We start from the raw sequence: 22,533 nt of genomic DNA on the forward strand, positions 1-22,533 counted from the left end.
TTAACTTGCTTCTACGTTGACACCATGGAAAAAAGCGATAATGAGCCGTTATCGCTTTTTTTTTGACTAAAGTGCTGACAAGCAATCAGCATTGATGTTTTATATTCGCAGGCTCGAAAAACTTCCTAGAGGTGGATGTCCGTGCCATTAAAAAAATCGAATCCTGATCTCATTCTCATTATCGTCACCTTAAGTCTTTTGACTGTTGGATTAATCATGGTTTACAGCGCGAGTGCCATTTGGGCAACATATAAATTTGATGATTCGTTTTATTTTGCTAAAAGGCAGTTGCTATTTGCCTGCGTTGGTGTCATAGCCATGTTTTTCATCATGAATGTGGATTACTGGACGTGGCGGACATGGGCCAAAATCCTTATCATCATTTGTTTCATTATGTTACTGGCTGTGCTTGTACCAGGTATAGGAATGGCGAGAAATGGTTCGAGGAGCTGGATTGGTGTGGGTGCCTTTTCGGTGCAGCCCTCTGAGTTCATGAAGCTGGCGATGATCGCTTTTTTAGCTAAGTTTTTATCAGAACGGCAAAAGTTGATCACCTCCTTTAAAAAAGGGATGCTTCCATCCTTGGGTTTAGTGTTTTTGGCATTTGGATTGATCATGTTACAGCCGGACCTTGGAACGGGAACGGTGATGGTTGGAACGTGCATCGTTATGATTTTTATATCCGGGGCAAAAATCAGTCATTTTGTCGGCTTGGGGCTAATCGGGGTAGCAGGTTTTGTTGGTCTGATTTTATCAGCGCCCTACCGGATAAAAAGGATCACGTCTTTTCTGGATCCTTGGGAAGACCCTTTGGGCAGTGGATTTCAAATGATTCAATCGTTTTATGCAATCGGACCCGGGGGATTGTTCGGATTGGGACTCGGGCAAAGCCGCCAAAAGTTTTTCTATTTACCAGAACCGCAGACTGATTTCATCTTTGCCATACTTTCCGAGGAACTTGGCTTCATCGGGGGTTCTCTGGTCATTTTATTATTTGCGCTCATGCTTTGGCGGGGCATTCGGATCGCACTTGGCGCCCCTGATTTATATGGGAGCCTTGTAGCGGTGGGGATCATTGCAATGGTCGCCATTCAAGTGATGATCAATATAGGTGTGGTAACGGGTTTGATGCCAGTTACGGGTATCACCTTGCCCCTCTTAAGTTATGGCGGTTCATCATTGACGCTCATGTTGATGGCGATTGGGGTGCTCCTGAATATTAGCCGTTATTCAAGGTTCTGAAAATAAGTGAAATAAAGGGTTTGGCTAAAGGGAAGTTCTGTTAAACGCAGGGCTTCCTTTTTTACGTTGAAAACCTTTGCAGGAAAACGATTTTGGATTGTGCTTTGCCGAAATTTAGAAATAAATGAAATGCCGCTTAAATATTACCATGTATGAATGTTGAGGAATCCACAATAAATATTGGCAATACGTCTTTGTTTAGACTATAGTATAAGAGGGTTAGGCCGTACTGGGGCTTGCTTCTGCTCATTTTCTGCTAAAAAGGCGTAATTAATCTTGTCATTTAAGTGACCTCATGGAAGAGGAAATGAAAATTATAACTTGGAATTTTTGGAACAACAAGGAGGTTTATCATGGATAATGTGATAAAGCAATTAACTGAAATGAAAATCGGCAAAGTTCTTGAACAGGAACCGCTTGCAAATCATACAACTATGAAAATTGGGGGGCCGGCTGATTTATTCATCGTGCCGTCATCCATTGAAAATATAGAAAAAACAATGAAGGTCATCAAAGAAAATGAGATTCCATGGACGGTGATCGGCAGGGGCTCGAACCTACTTGTCAGTGATGGCGGAATTGAAGGTGCCGTGCTTAAATTGGGTAAAGGACTTGATCATCTCGAGATAAATGGGCCGGAGATCAAAGCAGGAGCTGGGGTATCGCTTGTCAGCCTGTCCGTACAAATCAGTAAAAAAGGATATGCAGGATTGGAATTTGCCAGTGGGATTCCCGGTTCCGTCGGCGGAGCAGTCTATATGAACGCTGGTGCACACGGTTCCGATATGAGTGAAATTCTCAAGGAGGCACATGTTCTATTTGAAGATGGAACCCTAGCTTGGCTTTCGAAAGAAGAAATGGAGTTTTCTTATCGAACTTCTCTGCTTCAGAAGAAAAGACCTGGTATTGTACTGGAAGCAATTTTTCAATTGACAGAGGGTGATAGAACCGAAATCGTTGAAAGAATGCAGAATAACAAGAATTATCGTAAAGATACCCAGCCGTATAATCTTCCATGTGCCGGGAGCATATTTAGAAACCCACTTCCACACCATGCTGGTAAATTGGTCGAAAATGCAGGCCTGAAGGGACATTCTATTGGCGGAGCTCAGATTTCACCAATGCATGGGAACTTTATCGTTAACACAGGTAATGGAAGCGCAGCGGATGTTCAAGCGTTGATACAGCATGTGAAGGATACTGTGTTTGATAAATTTGAAGTTGAAATGGAAACAGAAGTGGAAATTATCGGCAGAAAATAATAGATTCATTATATCCAAATATTGTGATATAATGTGTTACCTTTTAAAGTTTGTTAATGACCAAATATAGAGTTTGTCTTGATTTCGCACTGTCAAGAACCATCCATTTTTTCAGGAAGAGGTGAAGGGGATGGAAAAGGGGAAAATCGTTTCCATTGAGGACCGCATCCCGAAATTAAAACAATTAAGAAAAAGCAAAGCAAACAGGCGGCTTGTTCTTTTGCTTTCCCTTTTCTTCATTCTGGTTGCTTGTGTGCTATATTTCTTATCTCCGTTAAGCTATGTGAAATCCGTGCAGGTAGAGGGAAATCGTTATATTACTTCCAAACAGATCATTAAACTGAGTAAGGTGAAGAAAGATCGAAGCATCTGGAAGGTTGATACAGGGGAAGCTGCAGCCAATATCAAAAAAAATCAAGAAATAAAAAGCGTTAAGGTGACACCGATATTTCCTAATTCCATAAAAATTACGGTGTCGGAACATAATAGGATGGCATATCTGTCCAATAATGGGAAGATTGCTCCCATTTTGGAGAACGGGTCCGTTTTAGAGGAGTTGGCAACAGGCGAAATTCCAGTATTTGCCCCTGTTTTAATTGGTTTCAAAGAGGGTAAAGCATTAAAGTTGCTTTTAGAAGAACTGGACAAGCTTCCTGTCGAGATTCAGAATGCCATTTCAGAAATTCATTACGCTCCAACCAAAACTGATGTCTACCATATCGTCATGTATATGAACGATGGGTTTGAAGTAAGTGCGACAAGCCGGACTTTATACGAGAAAATGATTCACTATCCATCAATTGTCAGCCAGTTGGATCCGAATGTAAAGGGAGTCATCGATCTGGAAGTGGGTTCTTATTTTAAGGCATATGAAGACGCTGAACAAAAGGAAGACACTAATGAGGAAAATTAATGGCAAACGGGTGGTTTTACCCCTGGTTTGCGTAGTTCTCGGATTCATGATTGCCTTCTCTTACAATCTGACCAAAGAAGGTGAGGGTGCAGGGGAGGACAAGGCCTGGGATCAGGAATATGAACTCAGGCAGCAGCTGATTGAACAAGAGAAGCAGAACCGGAAACTTCAGAAGGAACTCCTTCAGAAGCAAGAAAATGTATCCCAAATAGAAAAAGACCTAGCGCAGGAAAAGCAGCTTTTTTTCAATTTGGCAAAGGATACGGAAAAATACCGTATGTTTCTCGGGAAAGTGAAAGTAAAAGGCTCAGGCCTGCAGGTGACTCTTGAAGATGGTACGGATATGGATTCAAAAGCCAATGTTAATAATTACCTCGTCCATGAACAGCATGTCTTCAAGGTCGTCAATGAACTATACATATCAGGTGCAGAGGCTGTTGCGATTAACGGTCAAAGGTTAAATCATGATTCATACATAATCTGTAATGGGCCTGTGATTACAATCGATGGTCATCAACATCCTGCTCCCTTCATCATATCTGCGATTGGGGACCCGGATGTCCTGGGTGCTTCACTGGACTTACCTGGTGGCATCAAGGAACAGCTGGTTAATGAGAATATTATCTTTACAGTGGAAAAGCAAAAGAATATCATTTTTGATCCAATTATTGGAGGGTGATCAGACCGCCGGATTCGATGAAAGATTGGTGAGAAACTGGAAATGAAAAAAAAGCTTTCTTTTAGTTTGGTTACGTTGATTGCTGGCTTCATGCTCGCTATTCAATTCAATTTGGTGAATCAGCCTGTCGTTTCCGATACAAGGGATATGTGGGAGCTGAAAAATGATTTATTGAAAGAACAGCAGACCCAGGCGGATTTAATAGAGGGTATCAGAAAGCTTGAGGGAAAAATAGCATCCTATGAAACAAAGAAAAATGAGAGTAAAGAAGAAGTATTGCGTGACACCCTGACCGAATTAAAGACAGACGCAGGTTTGACCGAAATTAAAGGTAATGGGGTAATCGTATCTATACAGCCCATCAAAGCAGATATCCTACTTGGTGAGAAGGTCGAGTATATTTCACCTGTTTTGATCATTCGGCTCATTAATGAAATGTATAGATATGGCGCTGACGAAATTTCCATTTCAGGACAAAGGTATATATCAACATCGGTTATTCGTGATATTAATGGGCAGCCGAAAATGGACGGTTATCCTCTTGTTCATTACCCGGTCGAAATAAAGGCGATAACCGTTAATCCAAAGAAACTGAAGCAACGCATTGAAGGTTCCGAACTTATGGATGATTTCTTTATAGATAATTTTGAAGTGCAGATCGATGTACCTTCCGGTGAGTTGACTTTGCCGGCCTACCAAAATGCTATTAATGTGGAAGATATGGAACCCATTATGGATGGGGGGGAATCGTAATGTGGCTTCCGGTTTTTGGGTTATTAATTGGAATCACCCTTGGCTTTTTGGTGGATTTTGATATTCCCCATGAATATTCAAATTATCTTTCCATTGCCGTGCTTGCTGCTTTTGATACCTTATTTGGGGGCATACGGGCTCATTTGCAAAATCTTTATGATGAAGTTGTATTTGTAACAGGATTCTTCTTTAATATTGTTTTAGCCGCAGGTTTGGCTTTTCTAGGTGTACATCTTGGTGTAGACTTATATTTAGCCGCAATCTTTGTGTTCGGTGTAAGGCTCTTTCAAAATATAGCCCTGATTAGAAGGATCCTAATTGAAAAATGGTCCATTTCCCGGAAAAAGCAGAAAAAAAATCTATAATTTTAAAGGGAATTAAGTTATAAATGACGAATAGTTTATGGCAGTATCTAGTTTATTAAGTGTATCAGTCTCGTTGAGAAGCGAACAATAAACACCATAAAGTGGGAAATCTACGAGTTTTGTTCGGGAAATACAAAATGAACCGAATATCCATGAAATTCGCGAGTTGTTGTAATCAGTTCTGTTATTCTATAATGTATAAGACTTCGATATAAAAATGTTAATCTACAATACATGTATAAAACTGAAGGAGGTGCCATGGAATGAACAGCAACGAAATATACGTAAGTCTTGACATCGGTACATCCAGTGTAAAAGTTATCATTGGGGAAATGGTCAATGACACATTAAATATAATCGGCGTAGGAAATGTTAAATCAGAAGGGCTCAAAAAGGGTTCGATCGTCGGTATAGATGAAACCGTCCAATCCATTCAAAAGGCTATAGAGCAAGCAGAACGGATGATAGGGATGGAGATTAAGAAGGTAATCGTCGGCATAAGCGGAAATCACGTGACGCTTCAGCCGTGTCATGGGGTAGTAGCGGTATCCAGTGACAATAAAGAGATTACCGAGCATGACGTTTTCCGTGTTAGGGAAGCAGCGGAGTTAATAACGATACCATCCGACAGGGAAATCATCGACGTGGTGCCGATTCACTACAAAGTTGATGAACTTGATGAAATCAGTGATCCAAGGGGCATGATAGGTGTCCGGTTGGAAATGAGGGGGATTTTAATCACAGGTCTTCGGACAATTTTACATAACACACTGCGCTGTGTGGAAAGGGCAGGGTTGGAAATAACCGATATTGCCCTTCAGCCGTTAGCCGCAGGTTCCCTTGTTTTATCCAAGGATGAAAAAGAACTTGGTGTGGCACTTGTCGATATTGGCGGTGGTTCCACGACACTGGCAATTTTCGAACAAGGCTATTTACAATATACGTCTGTGATACCTATAGGCGGGGAAACACTTACGAAGGACCTTTCCATCGTTCTAAGGACAACGATGGATGAAGCTGAGAAAATAAAAGTAAAGCATGGACATGCCTTTTATGATGACGCGTCTGAAGATGAAGTATTCCAAATACCGATCATCGGCAGCGATCAGCAGCAGACCTGCAACCAGTTAATGCTTTCGGATATCATTGAAGCGCGGGTGACCGAAATATTCGAGTTGATTCAAGATGATTTGAAGAGACTTGGATTCCAGGATATACCAGGTGGTTTCGTGTTGACCGGGGGCGTCGTCAAGATGCCGGGAGTTCTGGAGCTTGCTCAATATGTGTTCCAAAACCGGGTAAGGACAGCTGAACCGAATTACATCGGTGTCAGGGAACCCCAATACACGACAGCTGTTGGTTTGATTAAACACGCATGCAAGAAAGAGAGAATGCAAAAAAACACCGCTAATAAAACTCCTGTAGCAGCTGGACAAGCTCAAGAAGATAACGACCAGCGCAGCCAGAAGGTTTCTCAGAAAAACAAAGAGAACACGGCTAAAAAACAAGGTGAAAAAGGTGAATCTAAATTCAAAAAAATCCTGGGTTACTTTTTTGAATAACAATCATTAAGAATCGGGAATTTCGTCAAAATAGGAGGATTGTCATGTTGGAGTTTGATTCTAATCTAGAACAATTAGCAACGATAAAAGTAATAGGTGTTGGCGGCGGCGGAAACAATGCAGTAAACAGAATGATCGAGCATGGTGTACAGGGTGTTGAGTTTATTTCTGTCAATACTGACGCACAGGCTCTTAATCTATCTAAAGCAGAAATCAAAATGCAAATCGGTGGCAAACTTACTCGTGGTTTGGGAGCAGGTGCCAATCCCGAAGTAGGAAAAAAAGCTGCCGAAGAAAGCAAAGAGCAGATTGAAGAAGCGCTTAAAGGGGCAGATATGGTTTTCGTAACGGCTGGAATGGGCGGCGGTACGGGAACAGGGGCTGCTCCTGTCATAGCGGGCATCGCTAAAGATCTAGGGGCTCTTACAGTGGGTGTAGTTACACGTCCATTTACTTTCGAAGGCCGAAAACGTGCAACACAGGCACAAGGCGGGATTTCATCCATGAAGGAATCGGTTGACACACTGATCGTCATTCCGAACGACCGCCTCCTTGAAATCGTCGATAAAAGCACGCCGATGCTTGAAGCATTCCGTGAAGCCGATAATGTACTTCGCCAAGGTGTACAAGGGATTTCAGATTTAATTGCTGTTCCAGGTCTTATTAACTTGGACTTTGCCGATGTGAAGACAATCATGTCAAACAAAGGTTCCGCACTTATGGGAATCGGGATTTCCTCAGGGGAAAACCGTGCGGCGGAAGCGGCGAAAAAAGCCATTTCCAGTCCGTTGCTTGAAACATCGATTGATGGTGCCCAAGGCGTACTGATGAATATTACAGGTGGCACGAACCTAAGTCTTTTTGAAGTCCAGGAAGCGGCCGATATCGTGGCTACTGCATCCGATCAAGACGTAAACATGATTTTTGGTTCGGTTATCAATGAAAACCTTAAAGATGAAATCGTCGTTACGGTAATTGCAACAGGTTTTAACGAGGTTGAAGCTTCAATTAGGCCTACTGGACGTCCAACACTCGGACAACAGCAGCAATCAAGACCTCAGACACAACAAACGCCACAGTCAAACGTGAAGCGTGAAGTGAAGAGAGAAGAAGTCAATGAACAGCCTGCACGTAATGCCAATCAAGGTGATGAGGCCTTGGATATTCCAACCTTCCTCCGTAACCGTAATAGACGCCGTTAATACCGACGTCATTTGCCGTTCCCATTTGGGGACGGTTTTTTGTCGTTAATAATGTGAACTCTCAAAAGCAATTGGTGTCAATTGACCTTATAATGGGGCGTTTCACTCGGACCGAAGTGATGAATGAATTCTGCATCATTGGATCCATGATCTTTTCTGGCTATCCTGTGAGCTGGAAGACGGAATTGTACTGGGGGGAATGACTTGGCAGAAGGGAGTCCACATCATTTGTTCACTTTCATTCATAAATGTAAAAAGATGAAAGATGAAAGAGCAATAAATTATTAAACTTTTATAACATAAATCGACAGAAGTAAAAGGGAGCAGGATAGTCTCTAAGACGGTATTAAAAATATCAATGGCTGTTTTTCTACAAAAAGGGTAAAAATGACTGAAAAACTCTTAAGTTTTCAGTACAAAAAGTGACACACTTTCTAACGGCAGGTACGCTATACTTTTTGCTAGTGGAAGGTTTGTTAATAAAAGGAGGGGAGGGTGTTTGACTTTATATTTAGATGTGATCTGGTTGTTGAATTGGTTATTTGACTGCCTCCTTTTATATTGGACCGCAATCATTCTTAAACGAAGGGTAGCTCTTTGGCGGGTATGCATCGGCGGATTGATTGGTTCCTTCATTATCGTATTGGCATTCACTCCTTTTTATGCAATTGCCGACCGAGTGTACATGAAGATTTTAGTATCCCTTGTCATGGTGCTGGCAACCTTTGGGTTTAATAGGTTGAAACTTTTCATGAAATCGGTGGCCACTTTATATTTCGTGACGTTTTTATCGGGAGGTATCCTTCTGGGACTTCACTACTTATTTGAATTCCAAATCGTGTCCAAGGACCCTGGTCAATATGCAGGAATCAACCGTTTTGGCGACCCTGTCAGCTGGATATTCGTAATGATCGGGTTCCCGCTCGCATGGCAATTTTCCAAGCGAACACTAGAAGGGATGGAGATGACCAAGCTTACACATGAACAAATGGTTTCGGTTTCGGTAAAAATCTCTGACTTTGAAGGGAAATTTCATGGATTGGTGGATAGCGGCAATCAACTATATGATCCGATTACACGCTCCCCGGTCATGATCATCTCTCTTTCAGGAAGGGAAGCAGGAATTCCGGACGATATGCTAGAGCTCTTTAAAAATCCTGATAACCTGATAAGTCAGGAAACGCAGCCAGAATATTCATGGACAGGAAGAATGCGTGTCATCCCTTATAAAGTCGTGGGCCATGAACATCAGCTGTTAACCGCAATCAAACCGGATTACATTAAAATCATTCAAGGAGAAAAAGAATTTCATGTCAAGCAGGGTCTCGTTTCGTTTACTTTTCAGCAACTCTCTCCCGACAATAGCTATCAATCTATCGTTCACCCGAAAATGTTAACCGGGATACCGGTGCAAAATGCCTCCTGAACCATCAATTCACTCTTTAATTTGACCCATAATCCGTTTATTAGAAGGGAGAATTATTTTGAAGAAATTCATTCTTCGGCTCACTTATTTTTGGTACAAACTATTGTTCAAGCTCGGATTGAAAACGGACGAAATATTTTATATAGGAGGGAGTGAGGCACTGCCCCCGCCCCTTTCGAAGGAAGAAGAGGCAATACTGATCAATAAATTACCCAATGGCGATGAAGCTGCACGTTCGATCTTGATTGAACGTAATTTAAGGCTGGTGGTTTATATTGCCAGGAAATTCGAAAATACTGGGATCAATATTGAGGATTTAATCAGCATTGGAACCATAGGTTTGATCAAAGCTGTGAATACATTCAATCCTGAGAAGAAAATAAAACTCGCTACATATGCTTCGAGATGCATCGAGAATGAAATATTAATGTATTTACGCAGAAATAACAAAATCCGTTCTGAAGTTTCTTTTGATGAACCCCTCAATATTGATTGGGATGGAAATGAACTTCTGTTATCCGATGTACTTGGAACGGACGATGACATTATCACGAAAGACCTTGAGGCAAATGTTGACCGTAAGCTGCTGACAAAAGCACTTACACAGTTATCCGAACGTGAAAAACAGATAATGGAACTCCGTTTTGGGCTTGCAGGCGGAGAAGAAAAAACCCAAAAGGATGTTGCCGACATGCTGGGGATATCCCAATCTTACATTTCACGTTTGGAAAAAAGGATTATTAAGAGGCTTCGTAAAGAATTTAATAAAATGGTGTAAAAAAATAAAGTGCTTAAATGTCAATCAAATCAATACTTTGATACCTATATTGAAAAATAATGGGGATTTTCTGTTCTAGCCATGTGCATATTTTTTCCTCCCGCGGAAATACTGTTTTTTGTACAGCGCTCCTGTGAGGAGGGAATAATTTTGTCTCGTAATAAGGTTGAAATCTGCGGTGTGGATACATCAAAATTACCGGTTTTAAAGAATGAAGAAATGAGAAAACTCTTTAAAGAACTGCAAGATGGCGATATTTCAGCAAGAGAGAAACTGGTAAACGGGAATCTTCGACTCGTTCTAAGCGTCATTCAACGCTTCAACAATCGGGGAGAGTATGTAGATGATCTATTTCAGGTAGGCTGTATAGGGTTGATGAAGTCGATAGATAACTTTGACCTAGGTCAAAATGTTAAGTTTTCAACGTATGCTGTTCCGATGATTATTGGAGAAATCAGAAGATATCTTCGTGACAATAATCCGATTCGGGTATCCCGTTCTTTAAGAGACATCGCTTACAAAGCTTTGCAGGTAAAAGAAAAGCTCATAAGCCAGACCCTTCGTGAGCCGACAGCTGAAGAAATCGCCAAGGTGTTGGAAGTGCCTCATGAAGAAATTGTTTTTGCACTAGATGCTATACAAGATCCAGTTTCACTTTTTGAACCGATTTATAATGATGGCGGGGATCCGATTTATGTACTCGACCAACTGAGTGATGAAAAAAATAAAGATAGTACCTGGATTGATGAAATAGCTATAAATGAAGGCATGAGACGGTTGAATGACCGGGAAAAAATGATCCTTCGCAAACGGTTTTTCCAAGGAAAGACGCAAATGGAGGTAGCCGAGGAAATCGGCATTTCACAAGCACAGGTCTCCCGATTGGAAAAAGCGGCAATCAAACAAATGAATAAAAATATCCAACAGTAGAAGCTGGGCATGAGAAAAGTTAGCTGAAGCGGGTAGGGCAAAAATGTCAATACCCGCTTAACGCTACTTATCCATAGCGGCTTTTTTATTTTGTTGAAAATCCCTTCCGGAAGGGATCGTGATCGAATGGACGTTTATTTAACGTATTCTTCATCCTTGAGCGCATCATGTCATATACATAGGAATAGGACCTTCATCTATGATGAAATTTTGAGGAGCTGAGTGATGTGACCAGGATTTCCGAATTTCAAATTAAGGATATCGTCAATATAGCGGATGGCAAGAAATTAGGTAATATGTCAGATCTTGAAATCAATACGGCCACGGGGAAAATAGAGGCCATCATCGTTTCTAATGGAACTAGATTGATGGGTTTTTTTGGCAGGGAACAAGATATTGTGATCCCATGGCGTAAAATAAAAAAAATCGGTGCAGATGTCATCCTTGTTGAGCATCAGACAGTTTTTCAAGCAGAAGTGAAAGATGAACGGTTTTAAAGGTGCGTGGCCCAAATATATGATACACTAGACTAAAAATAAAGAGGTTTATAGCATGAAAGAGCCATTTGTTTTAATCAAAGATCAATATATGCTCATTGACAGCTGGAGACAAAAAAATCTCCAGCTCGTAGCGGGCTTCACCACAAAAAATGGGGGAGTCAGTACAGGTGAATTTCAATCATTGAATACCGGTTTTCATGTAGGTGATAAACTTGAAGATGTCCAGGGAAACCGCAGGATTATAGCTGATAAGCTGACGTTCCCGCTTAATGAATGGATAGGCGCCGAGCAGACACATGAAACGAAAATCCATCAAGTTACCAGCCGCGATGGCGGGAGAGGTGCTACGGATTATGATTCAGCCTTTAAAGCGACTGACGGATTCTATACGAAGGACCAAAATGCTCTATTGACCCTTTGCTATGCAGACTGCGTGCCCTTATACTTTCTTGCTCCGGCACATGGTATGATTGGGGTGGCACATGCCGGCTGGAAGGGTACGGTTAATGGAATTGCACGAAAAATGGTTGAGGCATGGCTGAGTGAGGGTATAAAAGCTAGTGAGATATTTGCTGTTATTGGACCGTCGATTTGTTCGAAGTGCTATGTAGTTGATGATTATGTCATGGATTTAGTGCAGAATATGCTGGTAGATATTGACGAAAAGCCCTATAATTTAATCAGTGAAGGACAATATCAGTTAGACCTTAAGCAACTTAATGCATTGATTCTTCAAAAATCAGGAATTCCAAAAAGTCATATCGACGTTACATCATACTGTACCAGCTGTGATCATGAGTTGTTTTTTTCACATCGCCGTGATAACGGGAAGACAGGCAGGTTGATGAGTTTTATCGGTTGGAAGGAGGATTTAGAGTAACAGTGAAAGTAGTGGACAATTTAAAAAACATCGAAGAAAAGATAAATAGAGCATGTGAGAATAGCGGAAGGGACCGTGAAGCGATAAAGTTGATCGCGGTGACGAAATATGTTTCGGTCGAGAGAGCGAATGAAGCATTGGAAGCGGGAATACTTGATTTGGGTGAAAACCGTGACGAAGGGCTTTTGACTAAATATGAAGTGCTGAAGGACAAGCCAAACTGGCATTATATCGGTTCCATGCAAACACGCAAAGTAAAGAATGTCATCGATAAAATTTCGTATATCCATTCATTGGATCGCATTTCTTTGGCAGAAGAAATTCAAAAACGTGCAAATGAGCCGATAAACTGTTTAGTGCAGGTGAATGTTTCTGGTGAGGAATCAAAACATGGCCTGGGTCCTGAGGAGACGATGGATTTCATCAAAGGATTATCCAAGTTTGATAAGGTGAATGTTGCAGGATTGATGACAATGGCTCCACTGACCGATGATGAACAGGTTTTGCGGGAATGCTTCCGAAAACTGAAAGGCATCCAGGTTGAAATACAAAATTTAGAGTTGAAGCATGCCCCCTGTACTGAATTGTCCATGGGGATGTCCAATGATTTCATGATTGCCATCGAGGAAGGCGCTACAATGATCAGGATTGGTACAGCACTTGTAGGCGAATAATTTTAAGGAGGTACCCTATAGATGTCGTTCGTATCAAAATTTAAATCTTATTTCGCGCTGGATGATGAGTATGAGTACAAGGATGAAGTGATGGAGGAAGAGGAGGCTGAACCAAAAGTGGTGAAGTCAGCTAAACAGCATCAGTCCGCTTCTGCAGGGAATCATGCCAATCAGAATATCGTAAGTTTGCAAAGCGTACAGAAATCTTCTAAAGTAGTATTATTGGAGCCCCGAGCTTATGCAGAAGCCCAGGAGGTAGCCGACCATTTAAAAAACAGGCGTGCTGTAGTCGTGAACCTTCAACGGATCCAGCATGACCAAGGAAAGCGAATCATTGATTTTCTAAGTGGGACTGTTTATGCAATCAGCGGGGATATCCAAAAAATCGGAACAGATATATTCTTATGTACCCCGGACAACGTCGATGTTTCCGGTAATATTACCGGCTTCGCCGCCGAAGAGGAGTACGAAGAAGCGAGGTGGTAATGGTTAATGGGTTTAGTGCTTCAGGGTTTATATTATTTAATTGAAATTTATTCAATGGCATTAATCGGTTACATATTGATGTCATGGTTCCCTAATGCTAGGGAGACATCGATTGGTCAATTTCTGGAAAAGATTTGCGAACCGTATTTAGAACCGTTCAGAAAGTTCATCCCGCCACTTGGCATGATCGATCTTTCACCTCTTGTGGCTTTGCTGGTACTTAATTTTGCCAGCGGTTATGGAATCTATTACTTACAGACTTTAATAGGATGATCAACAACTAACCTGACATGATCTTACTACACAGTCGGAAGATTCTCCGCTGTGTAGTAGCAACGCAGAGCCGTTTAATCAATTCCTTATGATCGTCCATTAATTTGATAACTAAGGAGCATTTATTCAATCATGAGTATTTATCAGCATTTCAGGCCGGAGGAAAAAGATTTTATTGACCAGGCTATGAATTGGATCGATCAGGTTAAAAATTCCTACGCTCCGAAACTATCTGATTTTCTTGATCCGCGTCAGCAGGAAATCCTTACTTCCTTATTGGGGAATGATCCCGATGCGAAACTGCAATTCAATGGCGGGGGCGATTTCGTAGAGCGAAAACGTGCGCTCATTTACCCTGATTATTATTCTCCTGAACCATCGGATTTCAATATCTCCTTATACGATATCTCCTATCCAAAAAAGTTTGTTACGCTTGAACATAGGCAAATACTTGGAACCTTAATGTCACTAGGGGTAAAACGTGAAAAATTTGGTGATATAATAGTGACGGAGGAGCACACTCAGTTTATAGCTGCCGAGGAGATGGATTCGTATCTCACAGGGAATCTGGAGAAAATAGGTAATGCTTCTGTTTCCATCAGACGGCTTCCAATCGAGGATATCGTCCAAATTAAAGAAAAATGGGAAGAGCAAGTAACCACCGTCAGTTCTCTTAGGATTGACAGTGTGCTTTCGTCCGTCCTGAACATGTCCCGTCAAAAAACGCAGGCCTTGATAGCGTCAGGTAAAGTAAAGGTGAATTTCAAGCAAACGGAAAACGTCTCGGAAGAATGCCGTGAAGGTGATACACTTTCCATCAGAGGTTTTGGCAGATGTAAAATAGCTTCAATCGATGGAAAAACCAAGAAGGATAAGTGGAGAATCTCGTTAGGCAGACAAAAATAATTCAATAAAAAGCAGGATTTATAAATTTATTGTCGAATATAGAGTTTTAACATACTAGAGTAGAAACCGTTCTGGAGGTGCCGTAATGCCCTTAACCCCGATAGATATACATAACAAGGAATTTAACAAAGTATTTCGTGGGTATGATGAAGATGAAGTTAATGAATTTCTCGACCAGGTCATTAAAGATTATGAACTGATTTTGAGGGAGAAGAAAGAACTTGAAGATAAACTGAACGAGACTTTTGATCGTTTGGGACATTTTACGACAATTGAGGGTACACTTAACAAGTCAATTATTGTCGCTCAGGAAGCAGCCGAAGAATTAAGGCGCAATGCCCAAAAAGAAGCGAAACTGATCATAAAGGAAGCAGAGAAAAACGCGGACAGGATCGTCAATGAGTCACTCGTGAAAGCAAGGAAAATAGCGATGGATATAGAGGATTTGAAAAAGCAATCCAAAGTATTCCGGACGCGTTTCAAAATGCTTGTCGGTGCACAGCTCGATTTGCTGGACAATGACGATTGGGATCATCTTCTTGATTATGAAGTGGATGCGACTGAAATAGAATTAAATGAGAGAGTGGAAGAGGAAATTTAAACGATTCCTTGACTTTGAACACTTTTTTCGCATATAATTTTTTAACAATACTATTCATTATGAAATTAGACGATGACAGGGAAAGTAAATTCTTCACACACTTATTTTTAGCGAACCGGGGATGGTGAAAGCCCGGAATAAGCGAAGATATTGAAGATCACCCTTGAGTTCTGAGTTGAACCTGCTTTTGCAGTAAGTAAATGAAGCGTTTCATTCACGTTACGAATGCTCGAGAGGTTGGATTCACTTTGTGAATCTTTCTAGCCAGGGTGGTACCGCGGGAAGCTAAGCTTTCTCGTCCCTTTTTTAGGGATGAGAGGGCTTTTTATTTTGGCCGGATATCAAGTCATCGGTTCGAATGAATTTATGTAAAGACGGATGGAGGATTTTATGATGGAATACAAAGATACCTTATTGATGCCTAAAACTGAATTTCCAATGCGGGGGAATTTGCCGAAGCGTGAACCGGAAATCCAAGAAAAATGGAATGAAATGAACATCTATAAAAAAGTGCAAGAACAAACGGAAGGGCGTCCTTTATTCATTTTGCATGATGGACCTCCGTATGCAAACGGCGATATCCATATGGGCCATGCAATGAACAAGGTTTTAAAGGATTTCATTGTTCGATTTAAATCAATGAGCGGTTTTCAAGCTCCGTATGTACCTGGCTGGGATACGCATGGGCTTCCGATTGAAACGGCATTGACAAAAAAAGGCGTGAAACGGAAAGAAATGAGCGTTGCCGAATTCAGAAAGCTTTGTGAAGAGTATGCTTATGGTCAGATTAACAATCAACGTGAGCAGTTTAAGAGAATAGGGGTCCGTGGTGATTGGGATAATCCTTATATCACATTAAAGCCTGAATATGAAGCACAGCAAATCAAGGTATTCGGTGAAATGGCGAAAAAAGGCTATATTTATAAAGGGAAAAAACCTGTTTATTGGTCCCCGTCAAGTGAATCAGCTCTTGCCGAAGCGGAAATTGAATATCAAGACAAACGTTCTGCATCCATCTATGTTGCTTTTGAAGTAACAGATGGCAAAGGTGTAATTGAAGAGGGCGTCAAAATCATCATCTGGACGACAACTCCATGGACGATTCCGGCGAATCTTGGTATTTCATTGCATCCGCAATTAAATTACGTAGTAGTGGCTGTCGAAAATGAAAAATTCTTACTTGCTGAGGCACTGCTTGAGTCGGTTACGGAAACATTAGGCTGGGAAAACCCGTCTATCCTGAAAACAGTAAAAGGAAGCGAGTTGGACCGTGCAGTTGCCAAACATCCTCTTTATGACCGTGAATCTTTAGTGATGTTAGGTGAACACGTAACGACTGAGGCTGGAACGGGTTGTGTTCATACTGCGCCTGGCCATGGTGAAGATGACTTTATCGTTGGGCAAAAATACGGCTTGGACGTACTTTGTCCTGTAGATGAAAAAGGAGTCATGACTGAAGAGGCAGGGGAATTTGCCGGATTATTTTATGATCAAGCAAATAAACCTATTACCGAAAAATTAACTGAAGCAGGCGCGTTATTGAATTTGACGTTCATTACACACTCTTACCCACATGACTGGCGGACGAAGAAGCCAACGATCTTCCGTGCAACAGCACAATGGTTTGCGTCAATCAAAGACTTCCGCAATGAACTACTGGAAGCGATTGAAGAAACCAAATGGGTACCGGCTTGGGGCGAAACGCGCCTATTCAATATGGTCCGTGACCGCGGGGATTGGTGCATTTCCCGCCAGCGCGCTTGGGGAGTGCCAATCCCAGTGTTTTATGCAGAAAATGGCGAGCCGATCATTACGGATGAAACAATCAACCATATTTCAAAGCTATTCCGCGAACACGGTTCAAACATCTGGTTTGAGCGTGATGCGAAAGATCTTCTGCCTGATGGCTATACACATGAAGGCAGCCCGAATGGTATCTTCACGAAAGAAACGGATATCATGGACGTTTGGTTCGATTCCGGTTCTTCTCATCAAGCGGTTCTTGAAGAGAGAGACGACTTGCGACGGCCTGCTGACCTTTATTTAGAAGGGTCCGATCAATATCGCGGCTGGTTTAACTCATCACTTTCAACAAGTGTTGCAGTTACAGGCAAAGCACCATATAAAGGTGTACTTAGCCACGGTTTCGCATTGGATGGCGAAGGCCGTAAAATGAGTAAGTCGATCGGGAACGTTGTACTGCCATCCAAGGTCATGAACCAACTTGGTGCTGATATCTTACGCCTTTGGGTAGCTTCGGTGGATTATCAATCGGATGTCAGGGTTTCCGATCCTATTTTAAAACAAGTTTCGGAAGTTTACCGTAAAATCCGTAATACATTCCGCTTCCTGTTAGGGAACTTGGATGGATTCAATCCAAAAACCGATAAAGTGGCAGTCCAAGAATTGCCTGAAGTCGATCGATACATGCTCGTTAAATTGAATAAACTGATCAAACAGTCTAAGCTAAGTTATGAAAATTATGAGTTTGCTACAATTTATAATATGGTCAATAATTTCTGTACACAGGATTTAAGTTCGTTCTACCTTGATTATGCAAAAGACATTCTTTATTGTGAGGCTCCGGATGGTAAAGAGCGCTTGGCCATTCAAACGGTCCTTTACGAATCATTGGTCAGCTTAACCAAATTGGTGTCACCGATCCTCTCTCATACAGCTGATGAAGTATGGGCGTTCATTCCGGGTGTAACGGAAGAAAGTGTACAGTTGACATTGATGCCTGAAGAAATTAACGTTGACGATGCTGAAGTTATTGAAGAAAAATGGACGGCGTTCATGGATGTCCGTGATAATGTTCTGAAAGCATTAGAAGAAGCCCGTAACAAGAAGGTCATCGGAAAATCACTGAACGCTAAAGTGATGGTATATGTTAATGAAGAAACGAAGAATCTGCTTGATGGCATCAAGGAAAGCTTTGAACAGCTATTCATCGTATCCGAATTCGAAGTCGCTGGCGATGTGGCAAATGCCCCAGCTGAGTCGGTTAAACTTGAGGATATAGCGATCCTTGTTACAAAAGCAGAAGGTGAAACGTGTGAACGTTGCTGGAATGTTTCGAAGGAAGTAGGTCAAGTGGAAGAACATCCAACACTTTGCCCGCGTTGTGCTACAGTCGTGAAAGAGCATTACGTGAATCAATAATACCTGCAAAAAAACCGGTCCTTTTATAAAGGGCCGGATTTTTTTTGTGGGAATGAAGCTAAAACCACAATAGGGAATTTTACCTTTATCCAATCTTCCCGATATTCTTCAGGTACAGTTAGCAGACTTATGCTTTTCGGATTAGTCATTATTTCTAGTTTATGCTACAATTCAAAAGTGAAGATTTGATTAGTTTGGGGGAAAAAATGTGTTTTATTATTTGATTGCCCTTTTGGTCATAGCTCTCGATCAGCTGACAAAATGGATGATTGTGAAAAAAATGGAGTACGGAGAAAGCATTGAAATTATTGAAAACCTTCTATATATCACCTCGCATCGTAATCGTGGGGCAGCGTGGGGAATTCTACAAGGTCAAATGTGGTTTTTCTACATCATCACCATCGCTGTCATTATTGGACTTGTCTATTATATTCAGAAAATGGCGAAGGGAAGCATTTTGCTTGGAGTTGCACTTGCTCTCATGCTAGGCGGTGCGATTGGTAATTTCATCGATCGTGTTGCTCGTCAGGAAGTAGTGGATTTCGTTCATGCCTATATTTTCAGCTACAGTTTCCCGGTATTTAATGTTGCTGATGCTGCGCTTTCAATTGGTGTCGGACTGCTCGTGATTCATATGTTTTTAGAAGAAAAAAACGCTAAGGAGAAAGATAATGGATAAAAGGTTATACAGCATCGATGAAACACTAAAAGGAGTTAGGATTGATAAGGCTCTGTCCACTTTGAATGAGGAATGGTCACGTACTCAGGTCCAGCAATGGATTAAAGATGATCATGTTTTGGTAAATGGCACGGCGATAAAGACGAATTACAAAGCTATTCCTGGCGATACAATCGAAGTGACGATTCCTGATCTTGAGGAATTGGATGCGGTAGCAGAGGAAATGGATTTGGATATCTATTATGAAGATAAAGATGTACTCGTTGTTAATAAACCTAGCGGCATGGTCGTCCATCCGGCACCGGGACATGTATCTGGCACGCTTGTAAATGGATTGATGGCTCACTGCAAGGACCTTTCTGGAATTAACGGAGTCATGCGGCCTGGAATCGTCCATCGGATCGACAAAGATACATCAGGTTTATTGATGGTTGCCAAAAATGATATGGCACATGAGAAACTGGTACAGCAGCTTGTTGACAAAACGGTTACCCGTAAGTATCAAGCTGTAGTTCATGGTGTGATCCCTCATGACTTCGGAACGATCGATGCACCGATTGGCCGCGATAAAAAAGATCGCCAAAGCATGACTGTCACAGATTCGAATTCCAAAAATGCTGTCACGCATTTCCGTGTCATCGAACGCTTCAAAGCTTTCACTTTGGTGGAATGCCAGCTTGAAACAGGAAGAACACATCAAATCCGTGTTCACATGAAATACATTGGCTTCCCGCTGGCGGGAGATCCGAAATATGGTCCGAAAAAGACACTGAAATTAGATGGACAAGCGTTGCACGCGGGTCTTCTAGGTTTCATCCATCCTCGTACAAATGAGTATATGGAATTCGAAGCTCCGATTCCGGAAGAGTTTGAAAATCTAATTAATCAATTACGTAGAAGTAAGGATTGACAAATTCTTTTTTTTGATATATTATAATAACAACTTAATAAGAACCTTTAACACAGTTCAGAGAGACTGAGAAGGAAACGGATACGCAAAGTGGGATAACCATGCCCATGGTGAGTAAATCCTCATGCCTTCTTGGCATGAGGATTTTTTGTTGAAATTGACTATCAGAAAAAAGGAATCGGGGTGGCCGACGTGTTGAATGAGAAAGCCATAGTACTTGATGAGCAGGCCATTAGCAGAGCCTTGACGAGAATTGCCCATGAAATTATTGAGAAAAATAAGGGTATTGAGGATTGCGTCTTAATCGGGATACGCACTCGCGGGATTTTCCTCGCTGACCGTCTTGCAAAGCGCATCAATCAAATAGAAGGCAAGGAAATAGAACTTGGTGAACTGGATATTACACTTTATCGTGATGATCTTTCGAAAAAGACCAATGATGGGGAACCCATCGTAAAAGGCTCAGACATTCCGGTCAACATCACTGACAAGAAAGTGATTTTAGTGGATGATGTTCTTTTCACAGGCAGAACCGTAAGAGCGGCAATGGATGCTCTGGTGGATTTGGGAAGACCTTCGCAAATCCAGCTCGCCGTATTAGTAGACAGGGGACATAGGGAATTGCCGATTCGCGCGGATTTTGTCGGTAAAAACGTTCCGACTTCCCAATCTGAAAAAATCACGGTTACTTTAACAGAAGTAGATGAAGTAGACCAAGTTACTATATTAGAAAACTAAACAACATGAAAATTTCATATTACCCTTTTAAAGACAGTCCAGAGAGGCTGGCAAAGGGGAGTCAATCGGGAGAGTTGTGTCTACGCATGGACATTTGCCTTCCGAGAAACCCTCTTTGTATATTGCAAAGAGGGTTTTTGCAGTTTTGATGGGATTTTCATGAGGGGGATACAGAAATGGAAGAAACTAAAAGGGACATCGTACTGGATGTCGAGGACGTGCCAAAGGCTGGCCAGTGGATAACGTTAAGCATCCAGCATTTGTTCGCCATGTTCGGTGCAACGGTGCTGGTGCCATTTTTGGTAGGATTAAGCCCGGCGGTAGCACTGGTTTCAAGCGGATTGGGCACACTTTCATACTTATTGATAACCAAAGGTAAGATACCAGCTTATCTCGGTTCATCTTTCGCTTTCATTACGCCAATCATAGCAGCTAAGGCTCTAGGAGGTCCGGAAGCGGCCATGATCGGCTGTTTTGCAGCAGGGTTCATATATGGGATAGTAGCTTTGATTATTCAAAAAGTCGGATTGCGCTGGTTAATGAATATACTTCCTCCGGTTGTGGTGGGTCCGGTGATTATCGTAATCGGATTAAGCCTTGCAGGAACGGCCGTGGACATGGCAATGTATGATCCACAAGATAAATACAGCGTCACATATATAGTGATAGCGCTGATCACCTTAGCGGTAACCATCATCTGTAACGTGTTCTTTAAGGGATTCATTAACTTGATCCCCATATTAATGGGAATCATAGTCGGCTACGGCTGTTCGGCTGTTGCAGGAATAATAGATTATGAACCGATCAAGTCAGCACAATGGTGGGAAATGCCTGAATTCATGTTTCCATATGTAACCTATACTCCGTCCTTCTCATGGGAAGTCATTGCCATCATGGTACCGGTTGCCATCGTAACTTTATCAGAACATATCGGGCACCAGATGGTACTGAGCAAAGTAGTCGGCAGGAATTTTTTAGAAAATCCTGGTTTGCATCGCTCGATTTTAGGAGATGGAGCAGGAATCATGATCGGATCCTTTATCGGTGGGCCGCCGCTGACTTCATATGGCGAGAATATTGGGGTCCTGACTATGACAAAGGCGTACAGTGTGTATATCATCGGTGGGGCAGCATTGACTGCAATCATCTTTGGCTTTAACGGTAAGATTTCAGCAGTCATCAGCTCGATACCTACAGCTGTGATGGGGGGGATTTCCATCTTGCTCTTCGGAATCATCGCATCAAGTGGATTGAGGATGCTGATTGATAATAAGGTCGATTTTGACAAGAAAAGGAACCTGATGATAGCTTCAGTCATCCTGGTGTTAGGAATAGGAGGGGCGTTTGTACAACTATCGGAAACGGTATCGCTTTCCGGAATGGCACTTTCAGCCATCGTCGGAATCCTTCTTAACTTGATTCTTCCGGACCGTGAAAAAATATCCGGAGATATATTTGAAAAATAAGATATTGCATCAAAACAATAAATCACCTTTTAAAAGAAGTCCAGAGAGGCTTAAAAGGGTGTTGCTGTAAAGAGAATGAGAACGGGATAAAGTGTAAACCATTCCGTGTCCTCACACTCTTTATGACCTACACCCTGTCCTTAATG

Annotated in this window: 23 protein-coding genes; all 23 read left to right on the plus strand. The window is 41.8% G+C overall.

Annotated elements, in window-relative coordinates:
• Positions 1–135: 135 nt before the first annotated feature.
• The 23 genes from spoVE to JNUCC41_RS16635 all read left to right on the plus strand — a co-directional run bounded on the left by spoVE (position 136) and on the right by JNUCC41_RS16635 (position 22,387).
• Positions 136–1,242, plus strand: a complete 1,107-nt coding sequence (spoVE, locus tag JNUCC41_RS16525) for a stage V sporulation protein E (RefSeq protein ID WP_370662527.1) — start codon at positions 136–138, stop codon at positions 1,240–1,242.
• Positions 1,243–1,595: 353 nt separating this feature from the next.
• On the plus strand, positions 1,596–2,504 hold the full coding sequence (gene murB / locus JNUCC41_RS16530; RefSeq protein WP_192203966.1) for a UDP-N-acetylmuramate dehydrogenase: 909 nt from the start codon (positions 1,596–1,598) through the stop codon (positions 2,502–2,504).
• Between the two features lie 130 nt (positions 2,505–2,634).
• A complete protein-coding gene (locus JNUCC41_RS16535; protein ID WP_192203967.1) occupies positions 2,635–3,417 on the plus strand; it encodes a cell division protein FtsQ/DivIB in 783 nt (260 codons plus the stop codon).
• Positions 3,404–4,096, plus strand: coding sequence for a DUF881 domain-containing protein (locus JNUCC41_RS16540; protein WP_192203968.1), 693 nt, complete (start codon positions 3,404–3,406; stop codon positions 4,094–4,096). The genes JNUCC41_RS16535 and JNUCC41_RS16540 overlap by 14 nt, the downstream gene beginning before the upstream one ends.
• A gap of 42 nt (positions 4,097–4,138) precedes the next feature.
• On the plus strand, positions 4,139–4,849 hold the full coding sequence (locus JNUCC41_RS16545) for a DUF881 domain-containing protein (RefSeq protein WP_192203969.1): 711 nt from the start codon (positions 4,139–4,141) through the stop codon (positions 4,847–4,849).
• On the plus strand, positions 4,849–5,214 hold the full coding sequence (locus tag JNUCC41_RS16550; protein WP_098371078.1) for a small basic family protein: 366 nt from the start codon (positions 4,849–4,851) through the stop codon (positions 5,212–5,214). The genes JNUCC41_RS16545 and JNUCC41_RS16550 overlap by 1 nt, the downstream gene beginning before the upstream one ends.
• A 263-nt stretch (positions 5,215–5,477) precedes the next feature.
• On the plus strand, positions 5,478–6,776 hold the full coding sequence (gene ftsA / locus JNUCC41_RS16555; protein ID WP_192203970.1) for a cell division protein FtsA: 1,299 nt from the start codon (positions 5,478–5,480) through the stop codon (positions 6,774–6,776).
• Positions 6,777–6,820: 44 nt separating this feature from the next.
• The gene (gene ftsZ / locus JNUCC41_RS16560) at positions 6,821–7,978 is read left to right on the plus strand and encodes a cell division protein FtsZ (protein ID WP_034313879.1); all 1,158 of its coding nucleotides are present in this window, start codon (positions 6,821–6,823) and stop codon (positions 7,976–7,978) included.
• 499 nt (positions 7,979–8,477) lie between these two features.
• Positions 8,478–9,404 (plus strand): sigma-E processing peptidase SpoIIGA, encoded by a 927-nt coding sequence (spoIIGA, locus tag JNUCC41_RS16565; RefSeq protein WP_192203971.1) that lies wholly within the window; start codon positions 8,478–8,480, stop codon positions 9,402–9,404.
• Between the two features lie 58 nt (positions 9,405–9,462).
• Entirely contained in the window at positions 9,463–10,182 is a 720-nt protein-coding gene (gene sigE, locus JNUCC41_RS16570; RefSeq protein WP_034313874.1) for an RNA polymerase sporulation sigma factor SigE, read from the plus strand.
• Positions 10,183–10,332: 150 nt separating this feature from the next.
• A complete protein-coding gene (gene sigG, locus JNUCC41_RS16575) occupies positions 10,333–11,112 on the plus strand; it encodes an RNA polymerase sporulation sigma factor SigG (RefSeq protein ID WP_034313871.1) in 780 nt (259 codons plus the stop codon).
• 227 nt (positions 11,113–11,339) lie between these two features.
• On the plus strand, positions 11,340–11,609 hold the full coding sequence (locus JNUCC41_RS16580; RefSeq protein WP_076366653.1) for a YlmC/YmxH family sporulation protein: 270 nt from the start codon (positions 11,340–11,342) through the stop codon (positions 11,607–11,609).
• A 55-nt stretch (positions 11,610–11,664) separates the two neighbouring features.
• On the plus strand, positions 11,665–12,492 hold the full coding sequence (gene pgeF / locus JNUCC41_RS16585) for a peptidoglycan editing factor PgeF (RefSeq protein WP_192203972.1): 828 nt from the start codon (positions 11,665–11,667) through the stop codon (positions 12,490–12,492).
• Between the two features lie 2 nt (positions 12,493–12,494).
• On the plus strand, positions 12,495–13,166 hold the full coding sequence (locus JNUCC41_RS16590) for a YggS family pyridoxal phosphate-dependent enzyme (protein WP_063596307.1): 672 nt from the start codon (positions 12,495–12,497) through the stop codon (positions 13,164–13,166).
• Between the two features lie 21 nt (positions 13,167–13,187).
• Positions 13,188–13,652, plus strand: coding sequence for a cell division protein SepF (locus JNUCC41_RS16595; RefSeq protein ID WP_076366647.1), 465 nt, complete (start codon positions 13,188–13,190; stop codon positions 13,650–13,652).
• A gap of 6 nt (positions 13,653–13,658) precedes the next feature.
• Entirely contained in the window at positions 13,659–13,925 is a 267-nt protein-coding gene (locus JNUCC41_RS16600; protein WP_053345253.1) for a YggT family protein, read from the plus strand.
• 132 nt (positions 13,926–14,057) lie between these two features.
• On the plus strand, positions 14,058–14,831 hold the full coding sequence (locus tag JNUCC41_RS16605; protein ID WP_192203973.1) for a YlmH family RNA-binding protein: 774 nt from the start codon (positions 14,058–14,060) through the stop codon (positions 14,829–14,831).
• An 85-nt stretch (positions 14,832–14,916) separates the two neighbouring features.
• Positions 14,917–15,432: a DivIVA domain-containing protein gene (locus JNUCC41_RS16610; protein ID WP_034313857.1), complete on the plus strand. Its 516-nt coding sequence runs from the start codon at positions 14,917–14,919 to the stop codon at positions 15,430–15,432.
• 393 nt (positions 15,433–15,825) lie between these two features.
• Positions 15,826–18,594, plus strand: coding sequence for an isoleucine--tRNA ligase (ileS, locus tag JNUCC41_RS16615; RefSeq protein ID WP_192208197.1), 2,769 nt, complete (start codon positions 15,826–15,828; stop codon positions 18,592–18,594).
• A gap of 208 nt (positions 18,595–18,802) precedes the next feature.
• Complete coding sequence (gene lspA / locus JNUCC41_RS16620) at positions 18,803–19,273, plus strand: signal peptidase II (RefSeq protein WP_192203974.1); 471 nt, start codon at positions 18,803–18,805, stop codon at positions 19,271–19,273.
• Entirely contained in the window at positions 19,266–20,183 is a 918-nt protein-coding gene (locus JNUCC41_RS16625) for an RluA family pseudouridine synthase (protein WP_076366639.1), read from the plus strand. The genes lspA and JNUCC41_RS16625 overlap by 8 nt, the downstream gene beginning before the upstream one ends.
• A gap of 195 nt (positions 20,184–20,378) precedes the next feature.
• Positions 20,379–20,921: a bifunctional pyr operon transcriptional regulator/uracil phosphoribosyltransferase PyrR gene (pyrR, locus tag JNUCC41_RS16630; RefSeq protein ID WP_192203975.1), complete on the plus strand. Its 543-nt coding sequence runs from the start codon at positions 20,379–20,381 to the stop codon at positions 20,919–20,921.
• A 176-nt stretch (positions 20,922–21,097) separates the two neighbouring features.
• Complete coding sequence (locus tag JNUCC41_RS16635; protein ID WP_192203976.1) at positions 21,098–22,387, plus strand: solute carrier family 23 protein; 1,290 nt, start codon at positions 21,098–21,100, stop codon at positions 22,385–22,387.
• Positions 22,388–22,533: the final 146 nt, after the last annotated feature.

Origin of the sequence: Brevibacillus sp. JNUCC-41, assembly GCF_014844095.1 — a bacterium.
Taxonomy (GTDB): domain Bacteria; phylum Bacillota; class Bacilli; order Bacillales; family DSM-1321; genus Peribacillus; species Peribacillus aracenensis.